The sequence below is a fragment of the Nocardia sp. NPDC058499 genome (genome assembly GCF_042719915.1).
GTDB lineage: Bacteria > Actinomycetota > Actinomycetes > Mycobacteriales > Mycobacteriaceae > Nocardia.
In genome coordinates this window covers 196,512-215,726 of record NZ_JBHXMZ010000001.1, presented here as the reverse complement: position 1 = coordinate 215,726, position 19,215 = coordinate 196,512, and the positions used below count along the sequence as shown (strand labels likewise).

Sequence of the window (19,215 nt, the reverse complement as noted above, 5' to 3'; positions counted from 1 at the left end):
TCGGTATGGGGGGGGGGCGGGGGGGGGGGGGGGGGGGGGGAGGGAAAGGAGGGGGTGGGGGGGGGTGTGGGGGGCGACCGGGCCGGGCAGCGCGTTGCCGGCTCACATTCGGATTCCGGCTACGCCACAAGCGCCCCGGCTGTCTCGCGGTGATCTGATGATGACCGAAACGGCAGCCACCGCCGACGCGCTTCTACAGGTTGCCAGGCCTGATCGGTTCCGTCCCGCGGTCGGCTGCTTGTCGGGGAGGCAGGTCGGTGCTCGGCCGACGGAGCGCTCAGCGCCAGCCGGTGGACCATTGGAGGGCCAGCGCCGACACCGCGAGGACCACCGCGAGCACGCCGCCGAACAGCAGCGGCCGCGAGCCGGCCGACCGTAGCCGCCGCCAGGTGAGTGAGGTGCCGATCGCGGCGAGTACGGCGGCGACCAACCAGGAACTGAGGTCGGTGAGGTGCGCGGTCCAGGACGACGGCAGGACACCGGTCGCGGCGACGACCGAGGCGGCGAGGAACAGCACGACGAACAGGGGGATCGTGCGCCACAGGGGGGTCGTGGCGAAGTCGCCGCTGCCGGTGCGGCGGCCGGTGAAATGCAGGCCGACGCACAGCGGGACGATCATCAGGCTGCGCACCAGTTTCACGATCACCGCGAAACTCGCGGCCACCGGCCCGAAAGCGATACCGGCAGCGAGTACGGACGAGGTGTCGTTGATCGCGGTCCCGGCCCACAGGCCGAACGCCTCCTCCGACATACCGAGAGCCCGGCCCAGCGGGGGATAGGCGAGTACCGCAACGATATTGAAGACGAAGATGGTGCCGAGCGCGTAGGCGACGCGTTCGCGGTCCGGTTTCAGCACGGCGGTGGTGGCGGCGATGGCGGAGGCGCCGCAGATCGTGGTCCCGGCGGCGATCAGGATCACCGATTCACGATGCAGCGCCAGTAACCGGCCGACGATCAGCGCGGTCACCGCTCCCACGCAGAGGGTCCCGAGCAGGACCACTGCGGTTTCACGCCCGACGGTGAATACCGCCCCCATCGGGAGTCCGAGCCCGAGCAGCACGATCGCCGCGCCCAGCAGATGTTGCCGCGCCCAGGTCAGGCCCGGCCCGAACCGCCCCGAATCCGCTATCTGCGCCTCGGCGCGCATACCGACCAGGGCACCGGCGGCCAGGGCGAGGACCGGCGCGCCCGCGACCGGCACGAGCGTGCCGAGCAGCGTGGCCACGGTCGCGAGGACGGCGGCGAGGCCGAGGCCCGGAATTCTTCGATAAACCTCGTTCACCAGTCCGACCTTGTCGGACCCGGCCCGGTCCCGGTAGCCGGCGAATCCGCAGGAGGTCATAAGCGGAACTGATGGGTGTCGGTCGGGTGTAGTCGCCGACACCCCATAATCGACCGTGTGACCCTGCCACCCGGAACCCCCGACCTCGCCGTGCTGGACCTGCTGGTCTCGGTCGCGGATACGGGCAGTCTGGGTGCGGCGGCACGCCGTCACGGCATGAGCCAGCCGGCGGCGAGTATGCGAATCAGTGCGCTCGAACGGCGGATGCGCGTGCAGCTACTCGATCGCGGGCCCACCGGTTCCACCCTCACCGACTCCGGACGCACCGTGGTCGCCGCCGCGCGGACGGTGCTGGATGCGGCCCGGTCGTTCAACGACACCGTCGCCGCGCTGCACAGCACCGATGCCCCGCGACTGCGTATCGCTGCCTCGAAAACGATCGCTGACCACCGGATTCCGCAGTGGCTGGCGGCGTTGCGCGGCATCCGGCCGGATATCGCGGTATCGCTGGAGGTGGACAACACCACGCATGTGGAAGCCATGGTGCGTGCGGGCGACGCCGACCTCGGCTTCGTAGAGGGACCGCATCCGCCGCCGGACCTCGGTGGGCGGGCGCTCGGCGCCGACGAGTTGCTGCTGGTGGTGGGACCCGCGCATCCGTGGGCCGACCGGACCGCACCGGTCTCCCTGCGTGAGCTGGTCGCCACACCGCTGCTGTGGCGCGAACCGGGTTCCGGTACCCGCGACACTGTCTGGGAAATCCTGAGTGGGTACGGCCCACCGGCCCCGCCGGCCGCCGAACTGGGGTCCGCGGTCGCCATCGTCGCGGCCGCCCGGACCGGAATGGCCCCGGCAGTGCTCAGTTCGCTCGTCGCCGCACCCGAACTCGCGACCGGTGCGTTGCGCCGGGTAGCACTCGCGGACGCGGTGGTCCTCAACCGGCAGTTCCGGGTGATCTGGCGCCGCGCGACGCCACCGGCCGGTGCGGCCGATCTGCTCGTACAGTGCGCCACCCGGACCTGAGCTGTCCTACCTCGGGTGGAAGGCCGTAGTCCAAGTAGGCGTGGACTCCATCGCAGACGACGAAGCAACCCATTGAGACGGACTGTCCGGGACAGACGTGGCATGCTGTCGCTCATGGCCGATATCCGCCTCGCTGTTTCCGATTCCGTTGCCACTATCACCCTGGACCGCCCGGCCCAGCTCAATGCATTCACCACCGCAATGGGTGAGGAGCTGATCGAGGCATTCGACACCTGCGACCGCGACGACGGCGTGCGCGCGATCATCGTCACCGGCGCCGGCCGGGCCTTCTGCGCCGGCGCCGACCTCTCCGCCGGTGGGCAGACCTTCGTCGCGCCGGAGGAGGAGGACCCGGAAGCCTTCCGCGACGGCGGTGGGGAAGTGGTACTACGGATGTTCGAATCGCGGAAACCCATTATCGCCGCCGTCAACGGGCCAGCTGTGGGCGTCGGGATCACCATGACCCTCGCCGCCGATTTCCGGCTGGCGGTCGACGGCGCCCGGATCGGTTTCGTCTTCAACCGGCGCGGTATCGTCCCCGAATCCTGTTCCAGCTGGTTCCTGCCGCGGCTGGTGTCGATGCAGAAGGCGCTGGACTGGGTGTATTCCGGCCGCCTCGTGGATGCGGCGGAAGCGTACGAGGCGGGGTTGTTCTACGGGTTGTATTCGCCGGAAAGCCTGCTGGACGAAGCCGATGCCCTGGCCCGCCGCATCACCGAGCATTCGGCGCCGGTGTCGGTGGGGTTGTCGCGGCAGATGCTGTGGCGCGGACTGGGCGCCGATCATCCGATGATCGCGCACCGGATCGAATCGCGCGGAATCCGCAGCCGCGGAGCAAGTGCCGATGCGCAGGAAGGTGTTTCGTCGTTCCTGGAGAAGCGGGCGGCGCAGTTCCCCGACAGTGTGCTGCGCGATACCCCGGATATTTTCGGTGCGGATCTGCCGGTGCCGCCGTTCCGGGAGTGACCTGGATTCGCCTCGGCGAGTGTACTTTCGGTATCAGTTAACTCCGGAATAGTGAGTTCGCAAAAGTGCGCGGACCCGGTGTCTCTTGTCTAGGATCTGTGGCACAACGATTTTCGGAGGTGCTGAATGCCGGACGAAGTCCTGGCGCCCAATATCGAGCTCTTCTCCCGTAACGGTTTCGCAGGCCCGAACACCACCATCGTCCGGGCCCAGTACCGGCCTCGCTTCCTGCGGGCCCGCGGCGAATACCTACCGCGTCGTTTCCACACCTGGGATCTACCGGACCAAGTATTCGCCGAACCCAAAGCCCTCCCGGTCGCGATCCTGGAGGGCGAGGGCATCGGATTCGAACTGAACCGCCGCGCCGCCGCCATGACCTTCGGTTACGTCAATGTCTGGGCCGACGAACTGCACTACATCGTTTCCGGGCGCGGTCGGCTCGATACCGAGGTCGGCACACTCGATGTCCGTGCGGGCGATTTCGTGCTCATCCCGCGTGCCGTCACCTACCGCTGGGGCGAAATCGCCGAAGAGATCAATGAATTCATCGTGGTTACCACCAGCGAACTACGCCTGGACCCGGAGGGTGCACCGGCCACCTTCAACGCCGACCTCCACCTCGATCGCCCCATCCCGCACGGCCGGCCCGGGCACCCGGTGGACGACGAGTACGAGATCGTGGTCCGCACCGGCGACAGGTTCACCTCCTACTTCTACGATATCGACCCGATCCCGTGCCTCGATGTCATCGGCGCCCCGCTGGTGGTCCGGTTCAATATCGAGCATGTGCAGGGGCTCGCTGTCGCCGAGGGCGGACTGGCGCCCGCCCAGCTGATGAGCAGCACCTCCGGCCGCGATTTCGTCTTCGGTGTCGGTAGCCGGCACAGTGCCCGGCCACCGGTGCATCACAACGCCGATTTCGACGAGGTCATCTGCTACGGCATGGGTCCCTCGCCGTGGGGCTCGGTCGATACGCCCGGCACGATCACCTGGACCCCGAAGGGCATCCTGCACCAGGGCCCCGAAGAGAACGTCCAGCCCGGCTACCGGGCCTGGCTGCTGGAAACCCGGTCCTCGTTGACGATGACCCCGGCCGGCCGGGATATCGCGCATCTGATGGAAACCGACCAATACGGGGTCCATCCGGCCGAAGGGCAGCCGGTCACCGCGCGCTGAGTCGGGGTCCGGCCGGGCGCGGCCGTGGTGTGCAGGAGCCAGTGGACCGGGCGCGGCCCATCCACTGCCGCTGCGTTCGTGACATCGCGGTCAACTGTTGCGCGCGGTCCGGCCGAGCCAATCAAGGATCGAGTCGATTCCGGCACGGAAACCGGGCGAACCCGGGCGGTCGAGGAAACCGTGCCGGGTGCCGGGGACCACGCGATGGTCGGCCGGCACCCCGGCCTCGGTGAGTTCACCGGCGAAAGTGGTGCTGGAGGCGCTCAGTGTGTCGTAGGCGGCGTCGAGCAGCAGTACCGGCGGCAGGGCGGCGAGTTTGCCACCGCCCGGGAAAACCTCCGGATCCGCGAGCAGTTCCGGCGACCCCACATAGTTCAGGTTCATCCGGCGGATCATGTGCGGTGTATAGGTGCCGATCCGGCGCCGTCCCCGCACCCGTGCCCGGACAGAATCCGGCAGCGGTGGCAGTTCGGCATGCAGGGTCGCGTAGGCGAGGATTATTCCGACCGGGACCTCAGCCGACCGGTCACGCAACCGCAGCGCGCCCGAGGCGGCCAGGCAGGCGCCCGCGCTCGCGCCACCGATCACGATCCGCCGTTCCTCGGCCATGAGGTCGGTGGCGGCGGTGAGGACGTCGTCCAACGGCGCCGGGTAGCGGTTGCGCGAGGGACGAAGAACCGGGGGACCCCAGAGCCGGAACCGCGGCACCAGCGCATAGTCGACAGTGCGCACCCGCCGCCCGGCCGCGGCCACCTGCAACGCCACCGCATGGGATTCGTGCTGATCGAGCCCGCCGGAAACGAACGCGCCCCCGTGGATCCACAGCAGCGGGTCGGCCGCCGGATCGGGGTCTGCGGGCAGATACTCCCGGATCGGGACCGGTCCGCGGACTCCGTCGAGCGTCCGGTCCCGGACCTGTGGGTCGTTCATCCGCTGTCCTCGTCTATGCCGTGCGAGCTTCGGGTGGATCGCCAGGCGCCCGGATACTCGCCGCCCGGCATCCCGGTCGACAGGTGCCGGATACCTCGCAGACCACGGCGATCGTATCGTCCGGGCTACCGAGCGGGCGGTGCGGTCGGTCAGCTGTAGGCGCCGCGAACCCGCCCTGCCGCGTTCCGGGAAACCCGTGCCGGAGCAGCACCCTGCCGCGGCATAGCGACGGGCCCTGATCTGCGTATTCGTATGGGCCATGAAGCTGTGGATGCAGTCGGCGTGGCGACCAACGAGGACCGAGCCCGAGATCCGATCGCGCCCTTCGCGACCAGCCGCAGCCGTGGCCCCGTGCCGGTGCTGCCGAGTCGCGCAGATCACTATGCATCGGGGAGGTAGCCCGGCGAGCCGGTGATCGGGCCGGCGGATCAGGTACTCGGTGGGCGAACTCACAGCCCGGATGAGGAAACCTGTCCCCGGACCGCCTGTTGCACGAGAGCGTGACTTCTACTGCCACCGGCACGGCCACGACTCCGGGACCCACTGCTCGCACCAGCTGGCATATCCCGGCGATGTTGGCGTTGGCGCTGGGCGGCTTCGGGATCGGCACCACCGAATTCGTGACGATGGGGCTGCTGCCCGATATCGCGGATGCGTTCACGGTGTCCGAGCCCACCGCCGGCCATGCTGTCTCTGCCTATGCGCTCGGGGTGGTGGTCGGCGCGCCGGTGATCGCGGCGGCGTGTGCGTCGGTGGCGCGGAAACGTCTCCTCGTCGCCCTCATGGTGGCGTTCACGGTCGGCAACCTGGCCTCGGCTTTCGCGCCGAACTTCGCGACGCTCGTCGCGGCGCGTTTCGTGGCCGGCCTGCCGCACGGCGCGTACTTCGGGGTCGCGTCGCTGGCCGCGGCCACACTGGCGCCGGCGGGACAGCGTGCGAAGGCGGTGGCGGCAGTGATGCTCGGGTTGAGCACCGCCAATGTCGTCGGTGTTCCCGCCGCGACCTGGCTCGGGCAGCATCTCGGCTGGCGTAGTGCGTTCGTTCTGGTCGGGGTGATCGGAGTGGCCACCATCGTGGCCCTGCTGCGCTACGTGCCGGCGCTGACCGGGATCGCGATCACCAATCCGCTCACCGAACTGGGTGCACTACGTCGTCCGCAGGTGCTGCTCACGCTGGCCGTGGGCGCCATCGGCTTCGGTGGCATGTTCGCGGTCTACACGTATGTGAGCACGACCCTCACCGATGTGGCCGGCTTGAGCACCGGGTTGGTGCCGGTGGTACTGATGCTGTTCGGCGTCGGCATGGTGCTGGGCAATATCATCGGCGGCGTACTTGCCGACCGTGGTGTGGATCGGTCGATCTTCCTGGCCATGGGCGCGATGACGGTGATCCTGACGGTGTTCGTGGCCGCCGCGCACAATCCCATCACCGCCGGGATCGGCGCGCTACTGGTCGGGGCGGCGGGCGCCGCCCTGGCGCCCGGACTGCAGACCCGGCTCATGGACGTGGCCGCCGACGCGCAGACCCTGGCAGCGGCGCTCAACCACGCCGCCCTGAACATCGCGAACGCGGCCGGCGCCTGGCTCGGCGGGCTGGTGATCGCCGCGGGCTATGGCTACACGGCACCCGCGGTGGTCGGGGCCGGTCTCGCCCTCCTGGGTGTCCTGCTCTTCACCGTCACGGTGTGGGCGGCCCGGCGCGGAGCGGCCGCGCGCGCCTGACGGCAGACCGGATCCGGCCAACACGGTCGGCTTCGGGCGCCCGGCCGTTCCGGTGAGCTGCCTCCGATGCGGGGCCGCGCGGGTGGCCGGCGCGTTCGGGCCCGAAATGCGACGGCCGATCGGTCGGTCCCCGAGCGAGACTATTCCGGCTCGGCGACCGCCGTCTCCTGCACCGCGACCCAGCGGCAGGTCAGGTCCGGTTCGACGTGCAGCACCGCGGTGGTGCGGCGGTGGTCCTGCCCGGCAGCGTCCCGCTGGCTTTCGACGAAACGGACCACGGTGGTGTCGCCATCCGAACGCAGTGTTTCGACCTCGGAGATCTCGATCACCAGACCGGGACGGCTGTTGCGCGCCCGGTGCAGCCCGGACAGTAGGTCGCGTTTGCGCACCACCGTGCCCGCGGCGGTGACCATCGAGAAGTCCTCGTCGTGCGCGGCGGCGAACCCGTCGAGGACACGCGGCGAGGCGGCCGAACCCAGCCAGGTCGCCAGCAGATCGTGGACCCGCTCGATTTCGGCCGCGATATCGAGTTCACCGGTGCGGCCGGGCGACCGGGAAGATTCCGTCATCCGAGCAGGATAATGCTGTGAGACCGGTCGGTGGCGATACGCGCACGATGCGGGGTGCCGAAATATTTCGAAGGCGCCGCGAATCGTGGTTCGAGGTACCATACTCGATGGTATGGTCAGCGCCCGGTGCGAGCGGGAGGCGCGATCATGAACAGGCCGATCGGGCGGCGCGCGGTATTGCGCGGGGCGGTGGCGGGTGCGCTGGGCGGACTCGCGGGGGGCCGGGCGGCAGCGCAGCCGTTCGACAGTCCGCTGCTTTTCCATTCACCGGAGCTGGCGAAGTTCGTCGACGAGATGCCGCGAATTCCCGTGGTTCGCGGGCAGCGGCTGGAACTGGCCGCCGCGACGACACTGCATCGGTTCCATCGGGACCTGCCGGAGGCGCCGGCGTTCGGATATCACGGGCAGTCCTATCTGGGACCGACCATCGTGCATCATCGCGACGAGCAATTGCACGTGCGGTTCGCCAACAACCTGGGCGCGCATCCGTTCGCCGCCGATCTGGACACCAGCGTGCACGGCGTGCAGGAAAGCTACCGGGCCGCCCCACCGGCCTCGCTGCACCTGCACGGCGGAGTGACACCGCCGGACAGCGACGGGCATCCCGAACAGCTGATCATGCCGGGGCAGAGCGTGGACCACCGCTATCCGCTGCGGCAGGACGCCGGGACCCTCTGGTACCACGACCACCCGATGGGCATCACCCGCGCCAACGTCTACGCGGGCTTGGCGGGGATGCTGCTGCTGCGTGACGAGTTCGATACGGGCGAGCAGCGCAATCCGCTCGGTCTCCCCGCCGGTGAGTTCGAGATGCCACTGGTGTTGCAGGAGAAGATTTTCCGTCCCGATGGGCAGCAGAGTCTCCGGTCGACGATCGTGGTACCGGAAGGGCGCTGGGAGGGCGGCGGCACGGGCGATACCGGACTGGTGAACGGGAAAGTATGGCCGGAACTACCGGTTGCGCGAGGGCTCTACCGTTTCCGGACGATCAACGCCTCGTCGTTCAGCACCTGGAACCTTTTCTTCGCCAACCGGATGCGGTTCTGGGTGATCGGCAACGAGCACGGCCTGCTCGATGCGCCGGTGCCGGTGCAGGACTTCCGGCTGGCGGCGGGGGAGCGGATCGATCTGCTGGTCGATTTCTCCGGGCTGGCGCCGGGGGAGACGGTGGAGCTCTGCAACGACGAGCAGCCGGTATTCCAGGCGCGGCTCATCGGGCAGGTGGCGATGCCGGTGTTCTGCCGGTTCCGCGCCGAACCGCGGCGTGGGTTCACCGGCCCGGTGCCGGAGCGGTTACGCGGCGGGTATCGGCAGCCCGCGGTGATACCCGCGCCGCTGACCCCCACGGTCGTCCGCAACATCACTCTCAGCCAACCGTACGATTTCACCCGCCTGCCACCGGCGATCATGACGCTCAACAATCTCCGCTATTCCGATTCCGATATCGAGGTGCCGCGGCAGGGCACGGTCGAACAGTGGAACATCATCAATATCACCCCCGACCCCCACCCCATCCATATCCACCTGGTCACCTTCCGCGTGCTGGACCGGACCCCGCTGCGCACACCGGAATATCAGGCCGCCCACCCACAGCCGCCGGTCGGTACCCGTTGGACGCCTCCGGCCGACGGGTTTCTCGCCGGACCGCCGGTTCCGGCGCCGCCGTGGGAGCGGGGCTGGAAGGATATCGTCCGGGCCGACGGGGGAACGGTCACCCGGATCATCGTGCGGATCCCGACAGCGGAAGAACTGGGATTCGATCCCGACGCCGCATTCCCGCGACTCAACACCCCGCCGGGCAACGGCCACGGTTCCGGGTATCACCCCGGCCGGCACCCGGTGCACAACGGCAAGGACCACTCCACCGACCTACGCGGGTACGTCTGGCACTGCCACATCCTCGATCACGAGGACCACGATATGATGCTGCGCTTGCGTTTTCCGGCCTGACCGTCCGCCGCCGGAATCCGCTCTCGCCGTCATGATGGCCGCGTGCTCGTCGACTTCGGACGCCGGTTCGGCCGGAGCCGAGCCGCCCGGCCGGGACCGGGTCGTGATCTTTGCCCGGCACGCGGAAAGCTGGAGCAACGTCGCATCGGAAGACCGGCCCGGCGTCGTGATCCCGGATATCAACCCCACCGACACTCTCGGTCCTGTGGGAGATCTGCCCTTGACCGAGCGTGGAGCGCGGCAAGCGGAGGAACTCGCCCAACAGCTCTCGGGTGTTGTCACCGACGTCCACGCCAGCGCTCAGATCCGAACATTCCAGACTGCTCGTGCGGTGGCGATCGACGCGGGTCTACCGGTCGATGCCGATTGGAATCTGCACGAAATCTCGGTGCCGTCCGGTGATTCCGCGGCGATCATGGACTATATGAAGGCGATACTCGCCGGCGAACGCCGCGACGAAAAGGTCGGGGCGGACGGGGTACCGGGCGAGTCCTATAACCAGACCGAAGAACGTGTGAAGGACTTTTGGGACCGGTTCGTCTCCGAGTACAAAGGCCGGGAAGGGACGAGTCTGATCGTCACACACGGCGGCATCATGATGCTGCACCTGGCGGAGTACTGCACTAATCGAGAAAAGCTGACTCCCGAGTTCATGTTCGAGAACCAGGTGACCTACATCGGACAGCTCGAGGCGGTCCTCTCTGCCGACGGTTCGCTGCGATGCATCCGCTGGGGTGACAAGTCCCTCGAGTGAGAGCGGGTGGCCCCCGGCGGGGTCAGCGGCCGCGTTCCACGCCGCCCGCTTTGCGTTCGCGTTCGCGCTCGGCGGCGGTGGCGAGGTAGTCACCGAGTTCGCGTGCGAGTGTCGCGTCCAGGGAACGGGCCAGGCTGCTGTGCACGGCGGCGACGCCGAGTTCGCGCATGGTGTTGAGCATGCGGGTGGTTTCGGCGATCTCTGCATTGGTGTCGGGCAGCCAACCCGGCCCGTGTTCGTCGACGATATGTTTCTTCGCCGCGCGGATGAGGATCCCGCTGATATCGTCGATCCGGGTCGCGACCTCGGCATATACCGAGATCAGTGTGCCCAGGTCGATCCCGTACTCGTGGAGCTCGGTGAACGAGGTGAGCAGCTGCGTATCGGTGATCGTCACGGTATCGCCGTCGGTGCGGACCAGGTCCATCCGGCGCAGTTTCTCCACCAGTTCCTCGGATCGGGCGCCGAGGATGGTGGTGAGCAGTTCCCGGGAGACCTCGAAAGGTTCCTCCTGCGACCAGTTGGCGGTGACCGCGTGCTGCAGCCCGAGCACCTCGGTGAGGTCCTTGCCCGTCTCCCAGCTGGTGATGAAATCGGAGATATGCGCGGTGGTGAACCCGCGTTGCAGCAGCGCGTCGATGAGACGGAGCCGTTCGAGGTGGGAATCGTCGTAGATACTGGCGCGGCCGTCCTTGGCCGCGGGCGGCGGGAGCAGCCCGCGCTCCTGGTAGGCGCGGACATTGCGGGAGGTAGTGCCCGCGGCACGGGCCAGATCGTCGATCCGATACCTCGGCATCTCCGCCGCACCTCCTCGCCCGCCTACCGCCCGGTTGCCCCCGGCTCGAGTGATCGAGTCTAGCCGCCGCTCAGAACGCCGGGACCGACGTCGGCGGAATGACCGATCCGGGCCGTTGTCACCGTGTAATCGTCGAGGTCGACGTCGCGTAGCTGGTGGCGGTACTGGGTGGCGAAACCCGGGTACATGGTCGGATTGAAACCGTCCTCGGTGAGATACCAGCTCCGGCAGCCCGAATTCCAGGTGGTCGCGCCCAGCCGGCGCTGGATCGCCGCGTTGTAGCGTTCCTGGCGGTCCGGGCGGACGTCGAGCATTGTCAGGTCGCGGTCCAGGATTATCCGGACGGCGCGAACCAGATAGTCGATCTGCGATTCCATATACACCAGCGCCGAATTGTGTCCGGGGCCGGAATTGGGGCCGAAGGTGAGGAACAGGTTCGGATAACCCGATACCGTGACGCTGCGGTACGCGAACGCGCCGCGTCGCCATTCGTCGGCGAGTACCCGGCCGTCACGTCCCGTGATCGGGATCGGGGTGCCTTTCTTGGAGACATCGAAGCCGGTCGCGAACACGATGCAGTCGGCCCGGTGTTCGATTCCCTCGGCCGTGCGGATACCGTCCGGGGCTATTCGTGCGATCGGCCAGGTGATCAGCTTGCAGTTGTCGCGCTGTAGCGCCGGGTAGTAGTCGTCGGACATGAGCAGGCGTTTGCAACCGGCCCGGAATTCCGGGGTGAGCTGGCGACGCAGCCACGGATCGCGCACCTGGCGCCGCAACTGCGCGCGCCCGACCAGTTCGACCACCCGGGTGAGCGGGGTATTCCAGACGACGCCCAGCGCCACCGATTCGTGACCGTAGAACCAGGCCTGCCGGGCCAGCGTTTCCGCCCCCGGAACCTGCCGGTAGATCTCTTTGGCCAGGGTGCCGGTGCGTCGGTTGACCCGGGGCAGCACCCAGCCGGGCGTGCGCTGGAAAACCTTGACCGAACCGGCCTTCCGAACCAATTCGGGAATGATCTGGACCGCGCTCGCACCGGTACCGACCACCGCGACCCGTTTACCGGTGAAGTCGTAATCGTGGTCCCACCGCGCGCTGTGGATTTTATGCCCGGTGAATGTGTCGATCTCAGGAATATCGGGGAAACCGGGTTCGGTGAGCGGCCCGGACGCCAGCACCACCGCCCGCGCCCGGACAGTTTCGCGGCCTTCGAACCTGATATCCCACAGTCCGGTTTCTTCGTCGAACGACATACCGGTAACGTTGTGCCGCAGGCGAATATGCGGTGCAACCTCGTACTTCGCCGTAATCGACTCGATATAGCCGAGGATTTCGGCACTCCCGGAGTATGTATGCGACCACTCCGGATTGGGTGCGAAACTGTAGGAATACAGCCGCGACGGAATATCGCAGGCAGCGCCCGGGTAGGTGTTGTCACGCCAGGTACCGCCGATCGCGGAACCCCGTTCGAATACGGCGAAATTTCCGATACCGCTCTGGCGCAGACGTATCGCGGTGCCGATTCCGGCGAAGCCGGCACCGATGACGGCGACATCGAGCGGCGCCGCATGGTTGGTGGTCATGGTGTCCTCGTTCACGCGGCGGGGGTGTAGGTCAACTCTTTGGACCAGGTCGGATCCTTGCGCAGCAGCTGCCGCGGGATGGCCCCGGTGATCTTCACCAGCGCGTCGGCGAGAAGGTGATAGGGGTGGCCGCGGTCGACAACCCAATTCGCCTGCAATTTCACGATCTGATACATCGGGAGCCGGCGCACGAATTCGCTACGCTCGCCGACCTTCCGGTAGCGCTCCATGGCCGTGTAGAGCTTCTGCTCGTCCACACCCATCGCGACGATATTGTCGCGCATCTTGTTCAGCAACGGCACATAGCTGAGGACGCCGATGAGAAACGTCGGTTTCACCCAGCCGCCGACCAGGTCGATGAGCAGTTTACGCAGCTCCGCGTGCCCGAGCACATCCATCACCGCGAAATCGACGGCGAGATGGCGGGATTCGTCGGCATTGATCCGGCGGAACGTTTCCTGGCAGACCGGGTCTTCGATCTCGTCCATGATGAACTTCACCAGGGCACCGTCGAGCGCGACTTCGAGCATCGGGATCACGGTGCCCAGGAACGACAGCGACATATCGTCGGAGTATTTGTCCAAGAAGTCGATCACGAGTTTGACATTGATATTCGGCTGCGGGATCTCGTCGCCGTCGAGCATTCCCCAGCGCCGCATCAGGGCGAGTTCGGCATTGGCGTGGCGCTGTTCCTCCGCGTGGAACCAGCGGTAGATCTCGCGCAGGGTCTCGGTGGGCGCTTTCTTCGCCATCGCCGCGAAACCGCGCGCACCCACGTTCTCGATCCACATCAGATCCGCCATGAACGGCTTCAAGCGGTCGTGCTGTTCGGGAGTGAGCGTTTCCGCGCCCGGTGCGTCCCAATCGATATCGGCCAGCGCCCACTGCCGGTCCTTGATCTTGCCGAGCATATCGTCGAAGTCCATGGTTGCCATCTCAGACTCCTGTTCTTTCCGGGGTATTGGACGCTGCCGCTTCCTCGTCGGGCAGCAGTCGCGCGAGCAGACCGGCCACAGCTGTGTATTGGCCGGGGAACAGCCGTTTCAGTAACCAGAGGAGTTGCGCGTCGGGCTGCGGGACGACGTGTAAGCGGCCGCGGTCGTGCGCGTCGAGGGTGGTGCGCGCGATGCTTTCGGGGGAGAACCCGGTCCAGCGCATCAGGGTGTCGGCGAGTTCGCGGGGGCCCGCGGGGACCGGTGCGTCGCGCGCGATATTCGTGCGGACAAAGGTCGGGCACAGTACGGTCACCGCTATATCGGTCCCGCCGAATTCCGCGGCCATCGTCTCCGATAGCGCGAGCACCCCGGCCTTTCCGGTGTTGTAGGCGGCCATCCGCGGTGCGGTGCCGAACGATGCGGCCGAGGCGACGTTGATGATCCCGCCGTGGCCGGCCTCGCGCAGCCGTGGAGCGAAGATCTCGCACCCGTGGATGACACCCCACAGATTGATGCCCAGGGTGCGCTCCCATTCGGCGAAACCGATCTCGCCGACGGGCAGTCCGCCCGACCCGACCCCGGCATTGTTGATCACCAGGGTGGCGGGGCCGTCGAACACGGATTCCGCGTAGCGCGCCAGCACCTCGACATCGTCGCGTTTCGCCACATCGCAGCGGAACGGATAGGCAACGCCCGGATACTCGCGCCCGATCGATGCCACCGTTTCGGCCGCACGATCCTCGTCGATATCGGCGCAGACGATCCGGCCCCCGCGAGCGGCGAGCTCGTGGGCGAAGGCCCGGCCGATGCCGCTACCCGCGCCGGTGACGACCGCCCGGGCGCCGCGGCTGCGTGGCGGCGGGCCGAAGGGCCGGAAAATATCGAGTCCGAGCATGTCAGCCCACCTTCCGTGCCGTGACCACCGGCGGTGAGGTCCTCGTCGACCTGTTCATACCTGTCAGAATCATTTATGAATGTGCCATTTGTCAATGGCGGATTGTGTCGGTGGTGGCCGTACCGATTCCCGGGCTGGTCAGGCGCCCGGTCAGGGTGCGACATCGCGAGCTCGCGGAGGTGAGGGGCCGGTTCGGTCGCGCGGAAGTGGGTTGGCGGCCGGGGTAAGCCCTACGCCTCTTGGATGCGGTGACGAGCAGGAACCTGCTGCGGCAGGTGGCGAAGGCACTACCGGAGTCGTGAGCGGCAGGGTTCGGACGACCCCAGGAGTGAGGACCTGGACCCCGGCGCCGGGGTCTTCTCCACGCTTCGCAGGTCGATGGGTTTCTCCGGGTGCCGACGCGTCTCCGAACGGCATGACGGTCGGTGCGGGGGTCAGCTCACGGGTGTGGGCGCCGAGGCGAGAGTCTTCTCCGGTTCGTCTTCGTTGCGGTTGCGGCGGATGCTGGAGATCACGGCGGCGCCGATGAATGCGACGCCGATGAGGCCGGTGACGATCTCGTTGACGTGCACGCCGATCGAGACCATCAGGATCAGTGCCAGCGCGCCGATCGCCCAGTGGGCGCCGTGTTCGAGGAAGACGTACTCACTGAGTGTGCCCTTGCGCACCAGGTAGATCGTGATCGACCGGACGAACATCGCGCCGATGAGGCCCAGGCCCAGGGCGATGATGATCGGATCCGAGGTGATGGCGAACGCGCCGATCACACCGTCGAAGGAGAACGAGGCGTCGAGGACTTCCAGGTAGAGGAACAGGAAGAATCCGGCCTTACCGGTTGCCTTCGCGAGGGTGGATGGGCCGCCGGTGGCTTCTTCGGCGTGCTCTTCGACGTGGAACATGTTGCCGAGCCCGTTGACGGCGATGTAGACGACCATGCCGATCAGGCCGGCCAGCAGCACGGTGGAGCGGTCGTCGGCCTCGGCGAGGAATTCGGCGACCAGGATCAGGCCGATACCGGCGACGACGACGGCGGCCATATCGAGTTTGCCGACCTTGGCCAGCGGGCGTTCGAGCCAGGTCAGCCAGGTCAGTTCGCGTTCGGCGAGGATGAAGTTCAGGAACAGCATTGCCAGGAACATGCCACCGAACGCCGCGATTTGCGGGTGGGCGTCGGTGAGCAGGGTTTCGTAGCTGGGGCTGCCGTCGGGGAAGTAGGCGGCGTCGTCGGCCGGCGGGTTGAGGGCCAGGTCGAAGGCTTGGACCGGGTTCAGTCCCGCGGTCACCCAGACAATCGCCAGCGGGAAGATCAGCCGCATACCGAAGACGGCGATCAGGATGCCGATGGTGAGGAAGATCTTCTGCCAGAACTCACTCATCTTTTCCAAGATGGTGGCGTTGATGACTGCATTGTCGAACGAGATCGAGATCTCGAAGACAGCAAGGATGACGCACAGCGCCAGGGCGGTGGGGCCGCCGTAGAGGAAGGCCACCACGAGTGACAGCGCTGTGACGACCAGGGAGAAACCGAATATTCGCAGGACCACACCGCCACAATACAGACAGTTACTCTCTATTGAGAATTTTTCTCAGCTTTTAGTGATCTGCGATACGGTGAGGATCGTGGCTACCGGGCTGAGGGAACGCAAACGACTCGCGATGATGCGGCGGACGCAGGACGCTGCGCTGGATCTGTGCGATGAGCTCGGCTACAGCCACGTCTCGATCGAGCAGGTGGCCGAACGGGCCGAGGTCTCGGTCAGTTCGATCTACCGGCATTTCGGTTCCAAAGAGGCCATCCTGCTGTGGAATCCGGATTGGGAAGACGACTCGGTCCGAAATGCCACACCGCGACCGGACGAGTCCCTCCTGAGCGAGTTGCGCAGAGTTACGCAGGACACTCTCGTCGGAGGTTCGGCCGAAGCCGAGGAGTGGCACCGTCGCCGCCTCCGCTACCTGCTCGACGAACCGTCCTTGACCGCCCTGCTGGGTGGTCAGCTGATAGCGGCGGCCGACCTCGTTGCCGAGGTACTTGCGAGCCGGACCGGCCGCGAGCACTCCGACGTGCAGATCCAGGTGAACGCCGGAGCGCTGGTGGGCGCAATGTTGGCCGCACTCCGCTCCTGGCGAGCCGCGGACTACGCAACGCCACTCGATGCTCTGCTGGACGAGGTGTTCGAGGCGATACAGGGCGGACTGCCACTGCTGACGCACCCTCGAGCGGAGCTCCGGTAGCCCTCTGGTCGCCCCAGCCGCCGGCGGCGATGATGTCCTGCCAGGTCGGGACGAGCTTCGGGTGGCTGAGGCGGACGATATCGCAGTTCAGCCGAATTCGGCGACAACTCGATAGAGGCTCGGGTACGCAACGGCAGACTTCTCCGCTTCCGCCACCGAGGCCGTGACCATCGGATCGGCGCCGGCGGCGCGGCAATCTTCGGCGCTGTCCCAATGAGCGATATTGACCAGCTGGAAGCGGGAATCCGGGAGCAGCGCGCGGTGCAGGCGGACATCCCGGAAGCCGGGGGCGGACCGCATACGGGCTACCCGTTCGCGCCAGTGGACGATGAACTCGTCGACCGCTTCGGCGGGGAGTTCGATGGCATTGATGAAGGTGACACCGGGATCGGTCACGGCAGACTCCTGACTGTTCTGAACTGGGAGAGGAAGGATTCGTGCCGGGCGTCGCTAGTCGCCCCAGCCGCCGGCGGCGATGATGTCCTGCCAGGTGGGCACCAGTTCCGGGTGGGTGAGGCGGACGATTTCACCGGGCAGCGAACCCGGTTGCGCCTTGACGGGATTCGCTACGGCCTGCTCTTCGACGAGGCGGGTCAGCGCACGGATTCCGCCGAGTCGCGGATAGTCCGTGTGTACGCGGTCGGCGTATCCCTGGGGGAGCATGTCTGCGTTGCCGCCGATATCGATGCCGATACCGTCCACGGCGACCCAGATCGCGGCGGGGCGGCGGCGACGGTAGACGAGGGAGTCGCTGAATCCGGTAGCGTGGGCAGCGATGGCATCCCAGACGATATCGACGCGCTCGTCGGTTACGCCCTGGGTCTCCAGGAATTCGGCGGCGTAGTCGGCGCCGTCGACCTCGAATCGCTGGTCGCCGTTGGCGACCTCGGCCAGGCCGATATCGTGCAGGGCGCAAATGAGGTACATGGTTTCTTCGTCGTAGTCGACGCGGGGCCGCAGTCCACGGTCGGCGGCCGCGGCCCGGGCGAACAGGAACGAGCGGATGCTGTGATTGCGTATGGCCGGGGGCAGTTCGGAATCGATCACGGTCTGCGCCGCGCGCGCCAGGGGCGTGGCCGGTAGGTCCAGAGACATGGGAACTCCTCGGGTGAAAGGGCAAGCGACAGACGCTCGTCGTCGCATGCCGGTGGACGGCCGGGCCCGGTACAGGCCAGGGGCGGCCGAGATCGCTGAACTGGGAGAGGGCGGGGCCGATCGAGGTTGTCGGCCAGGACAGGACGGTGTCGGTCAGGCGGTTACGGCGGGTTGCGCCGTGATGGCGGCGGCAGTGGTGGAGCGGAAGCGGTCCCGGTAGTCCGCGGGCGAAATCCCGAGCCGTCGGTGGAAGGCGCGGCGCAATGATTCGGCGGTACCGAAACCACACCGCCGGGCGACGGTGTCCACTGGATCGCCATCGACCAGTGCGGTCTGAGCGGCTTCGATCCGGACCTGCTCGACGTAGGCCGCCGGGCCGACACCGAGTTCGGCGGTGAAACGGCGCTGGAAGTGGCGGGGACTCAAACCGGACCGTGCTGCGAGATCGCCGATACTGTGCCGGGCACCCGGTTCGGCGTGGATGGCCGCCACCGCGGCCCGCACGGGGTCGGTCGCGGGCTGCGGTCGCCACAGCGCCGTGCTGAACTGGGTCTGCCCGCCGGGGCGGCGCAGGAAAAGCACCAGGTAGCGTGCCAGTTCGAGGGCGACCCGGCGGCCGAGATCGTCCTCCACAAGGGCCAGGGCGAGGTCCATCCCGGCGGTCACACCGGCGGAGGACCAGATACTTCCGTCGTGCACGAATATCGGGTCGCGGTCGACACCGACTCGGGGATATTCGCGGGCGAGTTGTGTGGTGAACGCCCAATGCGTCGTCACCCGTTTCCCGTCGAGCACGCCCGCCGCGGCGAGCAGGAACGCACCGGTGCATACCGAGGCGACGCGGCGGGCTCCCGCGGCCGCCCGGATCCACTGCATGAGGCGGGGATCGTCGCGGGCGGTCTCGACGCCGGGTCCGCCGACGACTACGAGCGTATCCACGGTCGCCGGGTCCACATCGTCCACACCGCAGTCGATGCCCACCCGTAAGCCGCTGTCGGATCGCACGCATCCCGGACGGGAGGCCACGACCTGACAGTCGTACTCGCCGGCACCTTGGAAGACCTCGTAGGGGCCGACCAGGTCGAGCGCTTGGAAATCGTCGAAGACGACGAATACGACACGGCGTTGCTGCACACTCCCCACCTTCCGCTGTACCGGGGGTGGCGTCAACGACATACATCCCACAGATCGCGCCATCAGTGGAACGTTGCTAGGGTTCGTGGTGATGACTACCGGGACGGCATTGCGCCACACACGGATGGGCTACCCGGTGTTGTCCTGAGCGCCGCGCGGGCGGCCGGTACGGGCCCG

General features: G+C 67.2%; 18 protein-coding genes. 7 read left to right on the top strand and 11 right to left on the bottom strand.

Annotated features, from left to right (window positions below; all coding sequences use genetic code 11):
• Positions 1 to 277: 277 nt before the first annotated feature.
• On the bottom strand, positions 278 to 1,342 hold the full coding sequence (locus tag ACFWPH_RS00990; protein WP_378747378.1) for a YeiH family protein: 1,065 nt from the start codon (positions 1,340 to 1,342) through the stop codon (positions 278 to 280).
• A gap of 57 nt (positions 1,343 to 1,399) precedes the next feature.
• Here ACFWPH_RS00990 and ACFWPH_RS00985 point away from each other — a divergent pair, with 57 nt between their 5' ends.
• The 3 genes from ACFWPH_RS00985 (at position 1,400) to ACFWPH_RS00975 (ending at position 4,447) form a co-directional block, all read left to right on the top strand.
• Entirely contained in the window at positions 1,400 to 2,305 is a 906-nt protein-coding gene (locus ACFWPH_RS00985; protein ID WP_378747377.1) for a LysR family transcriptional regulator, read from the top strand.
• A gap of 114 nt (positions 2,306 to 2,419) precedes the next feature.
• Positions 2,420 to 3,271, top strand: coding sequence for a crotonase/enoyl-CoA hydratase family protein (locus ACFWPH_RS00980; RefSeq protein WP_378747376.1), 852 nt, complete (start codon positions 2,420 to 2,422; stop codon positions 3,269 to 3,271).
• A gap of 126 nt (positions 3,272 to 3,397) precedes the next feature.
• Positions 3,398 to 4,447: a homogentisate 1,2-dioxygenase gene (locus ACFWPH_RS00975; RefSeq protein WP_378747374.1), complete on the top strand. Its 1,050-nt coding sequence runs from the start codon at positions 3,398 to 3,400 to the stop codon at positions 4,445 to 4,447.
• 90 nt (positions 4,448 to 4,537) lie between these two features.
• Here the strand turns inward: ACFWPH_RS00975 and ACFWPH_RS00970 are convergent, their stop codons facing one another.
• A complete protein-coding gene (locus ACFWPH_RS00970; RefSeq protein ID WP_378747373.1) occupies positions 4,538 to 5,377 on the bottom strand; it encodes an alpha/beta hydrolase in 840 nt (279 codons plus the stop codon).
• Between the two features lie 572 nt (positions 5,378 to 5,949).
• Between ACFWPH_RS00970 and ACFWPH_RS00965 the strand changes: the two genes are divergently transcribed.
• Positions 5,950 to 7,098, top strand: coding sequence for an MFS transporter (locus ACFWPH_RS00965; protein WP_378748200.1), 1,149 nt, complete (start codon positions 5,950 to 5,952; stop codon positions 7,096 to 7,098).
• Positions 7,099 to 7,238: 140 nt separating this feature from the next.
• Here ACFWPH_RS00965 and ACFWPH_RS00960 read toward each other — a convergent pair whose 3' ends face one another.
• On the bottom strand, positions 7,239 to 7,667 hold the full coding sequence (locus tag ACFWPH_RS00960; RefSeq protein WP_378747372.1) for a hypothetical protein: 429 nt from the start codon (positions 7,665 to 7,667) through the stop codon (positions 7,239 to 7,241).
• A 147-nt stretch (positions 7,668 to 7,814) separates the two neighbouring features.
• Between ACFWPH_RS00960 and ACFWPH_RS00955 the strand changes: the two genes are divergently transcribed.
• Entirely contained in the window at positions 7,815 to 9,617 is a 1,803-nt protein-coding gene (locus ACFWPH_RS00955; protein WP_378747371.1) for a multicopper oxidase family protein, read from the top strand.
• Between the two features lie 103 nt (positions 9,618 to 9,720).
• Positions 9,721 to 10,371, top strand: a complete 651-nt coding sequence (locus tag ACFWPH_RS00950) for a histidine phosphatase family protein (RefSeq protein ID WP_378747369.1) — start codon at positions 9,721 to 9,723, stop codon at positions 10,369 to 10,371.
• Positions 10,372 to 10,393: 22 nt separating this feature from the next.
• Here the strand turns inward: ACFWPH_RS00950 and ACFWPH_RS00945 are convergent, their stop codons facing one another.
• The 5 genes from ACFWPH_RS00945 to ACFWPH_RS00925 form a co-directional block, all read right to left on the bottom strand.
• Positions 10,394 to 11,167 (bottom strand): MerR family transcriptional regulator, encoded by a 774-nt coding sequence (locus tag ACFWPH_RS00945; RefSeq protein WP_378747368.1) that lies wholly within the window; start codon positions 11,165 to 11,167, stop codon positions 10,394 to 10,396.
• 59 nt (positions 11,168 to 11,226) lie between these two features.
• Entirely contained in the window at positions 11,227 to 12,747 is a 1,521-nt protein-coding gene (locus ACFWPH_RS00940; RefSeq protein WP_378747367.1) for a flavin-containing monooxygenase, read from the bottom strand.
• A gap of 11 nt (positions 12,748 to 12,758) precedes the next feature.
• Positions 12,759 to 13,682 (bottom strand): ferritin-like domain-containing protein, encoded by a 924-nt coding sequence (locus tag ACFWPH_RS00935; protein ID WP_378747366.1) that lies wholly within the window; start codon positions 13,680 to 13,682, stop codon positions 12,759 to 12,761.
• 1 nt (position 13,683) lies between these two features.
• Positions 13,684 to 14,577 carry an SDR family NAD(P)-dependent oxidoreductase gene (locus ACFWPH_RS00930; RefSeq protein ID WP_378747365.1) on the bottom strand — a complete coding sequence of 298 codons (894 nt, stop codon included), beginning with the start codon at positions 14,575 to 14,577 and terminating at the stop codon, positions 13,684 to 13,686.
• A gap of 434 nt (positions 14,578 to 15,011) precedes the next feature.
• Positions 15,012 to 16,121: a DUF475 domain-containing protein gene (locus tag ACFWPH_RS00925; RefSeq protein ID WP_378747363.1), complete on the bottom strand. Its 1,110-nt coding sequence runs from the start codon at positions 16,119 to 16,121 to the stop codon at positions 15,012 to 15,014.
• 76 nt (positions 16,122 to 16,197) lie between these two features.
• Here ACFWPH_RS00925 and ACFWPH_RS00920 point away from each other — a divergent pair, with 76 nt between their 5' ends.
• Positions 16,198 to 16,809, top strand: a complete 612-nt coding sequence (locus ACFWPH_RS00920; protein WP_378747362.1) for a TetR family transcriptional regulator — start codon at positions 16,198 to 16,200, stop codon at positions 16,807 to 16,809.
• Positions 16,810 to 16,896: 87 nt separating this feature from the next.
• Here ACFWPH_RS00920 and ACFWPH_RS00915 read toward each other — a convergent pair whose 3' ends face one another.
• The 3 genes from ACFWPH_RS00915 to ACFWPH_RS00905 all read right to left on the bottom strand — a co-directional run bounded on the left by ACFWPH_RS00915 (position 16,897) and on the right by ACFWPH_RS00905 (position 19,038).
• On the bottom strand, positions 16,897 to 17,205 hold the full coding sequence (locus ACFWPH_RS00915) for an antibiotic biosynthesis monooxygenase family protein (protein WP_378747361.1): 309 nt from the start codon (positions 17,203 to 17,205) through the stop codon (positions 16,897 to 16,899).
• A gap of 54 nt (positions 17,206 to 17,259) precedes the next feature.
• Positions 17,260 to 17,904, bottom strand: a complete 645-nt coding sequence (locus tag ACFWPH_RS00910; RefSeq protein WP_378747359.1) for an HD domain-containing protein — start codon at positions 17,902 to 17,904, stop codon at positions 17,260 to 17,262.
• Positions 17,905 to 18,057: 153 nt separating this feature from the next.
• Positions 18,058 to 19,038, bottom strand: a complete 981-nt coding sequence (locus ACFWPH_RS00905) for a GlxA family transcriptional regulator (RefSeq protein ID WP_378747357.1) — start codon at positions 19,036 to 19,038, stop codon at positions 18,058 to 18,060.
• Positions 19,039 to 19,215 lie beyond the last annotated feature (177 nt).

What these genes read in the sequence shown, in the direction of transcription:
- ACFWPH_RS00965 (WP_378748200.1), top strand. Translation starts at nt 5,950, where the DNA reads ATGTTGGCGTTGGCGCTGGGCGGCTTCGGGATCGGCACCACCGAATTC.
- ACFWPH_RS00960 (WP_378747372.1), bottom strand. Translation starts at nt 7,667, where the DNA reads ATGACGGAATCTTCCCGGTCGCCCGGCCGCACCGGTGAACTCGATATC.
- ACFWPH_RS00945 (WP_378747368.1), bottom strand. Translation starts at nt 11,167, where the DNA reads ATGCCGAGGTATCGGATCGACGATCTGGCCCGTGCCGCGGGCACTACC.
- ACFWPH_RS00975 (WP_378747374.1), top strand. Translation starts at nt 3,398, where the DNA reads ATGCCGGACGAAGTCCTGGCGCCCAATATCGAGCTCTTCTCCCGTAAC.
- ACFWPH_RS00990 (WP_378747378.1), bottom strand. Translation starts at nt 1,342, where the DNA reads ATGACCTCCTGCGGATTCGCCGGCTACCGGGACCGGGCCGGGTCCGAC.
- ACFWPH_RS00910 (WP_378747359.1), bottom strand. Translation starts at nt 17,904, where the DNA reads ATGTCTCTGGACCTACCGGCCACGCCCCTGGCGCGCGCGGCGCAGACC.
- ACFWPH_RS00940 (WP_378747367.1), bottom strand. Translation starts at nt 12,747, where the DNA reads ATGACCACCAACCATGCGGCGCCGCTCGATGTCGCCGTCATCGGTGCC.
- ACFWPH_RS00955 (WP_378747371.1), top strand. Translation starts at nt 7,815, where the DNA reads ATGAACAGGCCGATCGGGCGGCGCGCGGTATTGCGCGGGGCGGTGGCG.
- ACFWPH_RS00980 (WP_378747376.1), top strand. Translation starts at nt 2,420, where the DNA reads ATGGCCGATATCCGCCTCGCTGTTTCCGATTCCGTTGCCACTATCACC.
- ACFWPH_RS00930 (WP_378747365.1), bottom strand. Translation starts at nt 14,577, where the DNA reads ATGCTCGGACTCGATATTTTCCGGCCCTTCGGCCCGCCGCCACGCAGC.
- ACFWPH_RS00935 (WP_378747366.1), bottom strand. Translation starts at nt 13,682, where the DNA reads ATGGCAACCATGGACTTCGACGATATGCTCGGCAAGATCAAGGACCGG.
- ACFWPH_RS00970 (WP_378747373.1), bottom strand. Translation starts at nt 5,377, where the DNA reads ATGAACGACCCACAGGTCCGGGACCGGACGCTCGACGGAGTCCGCGGA.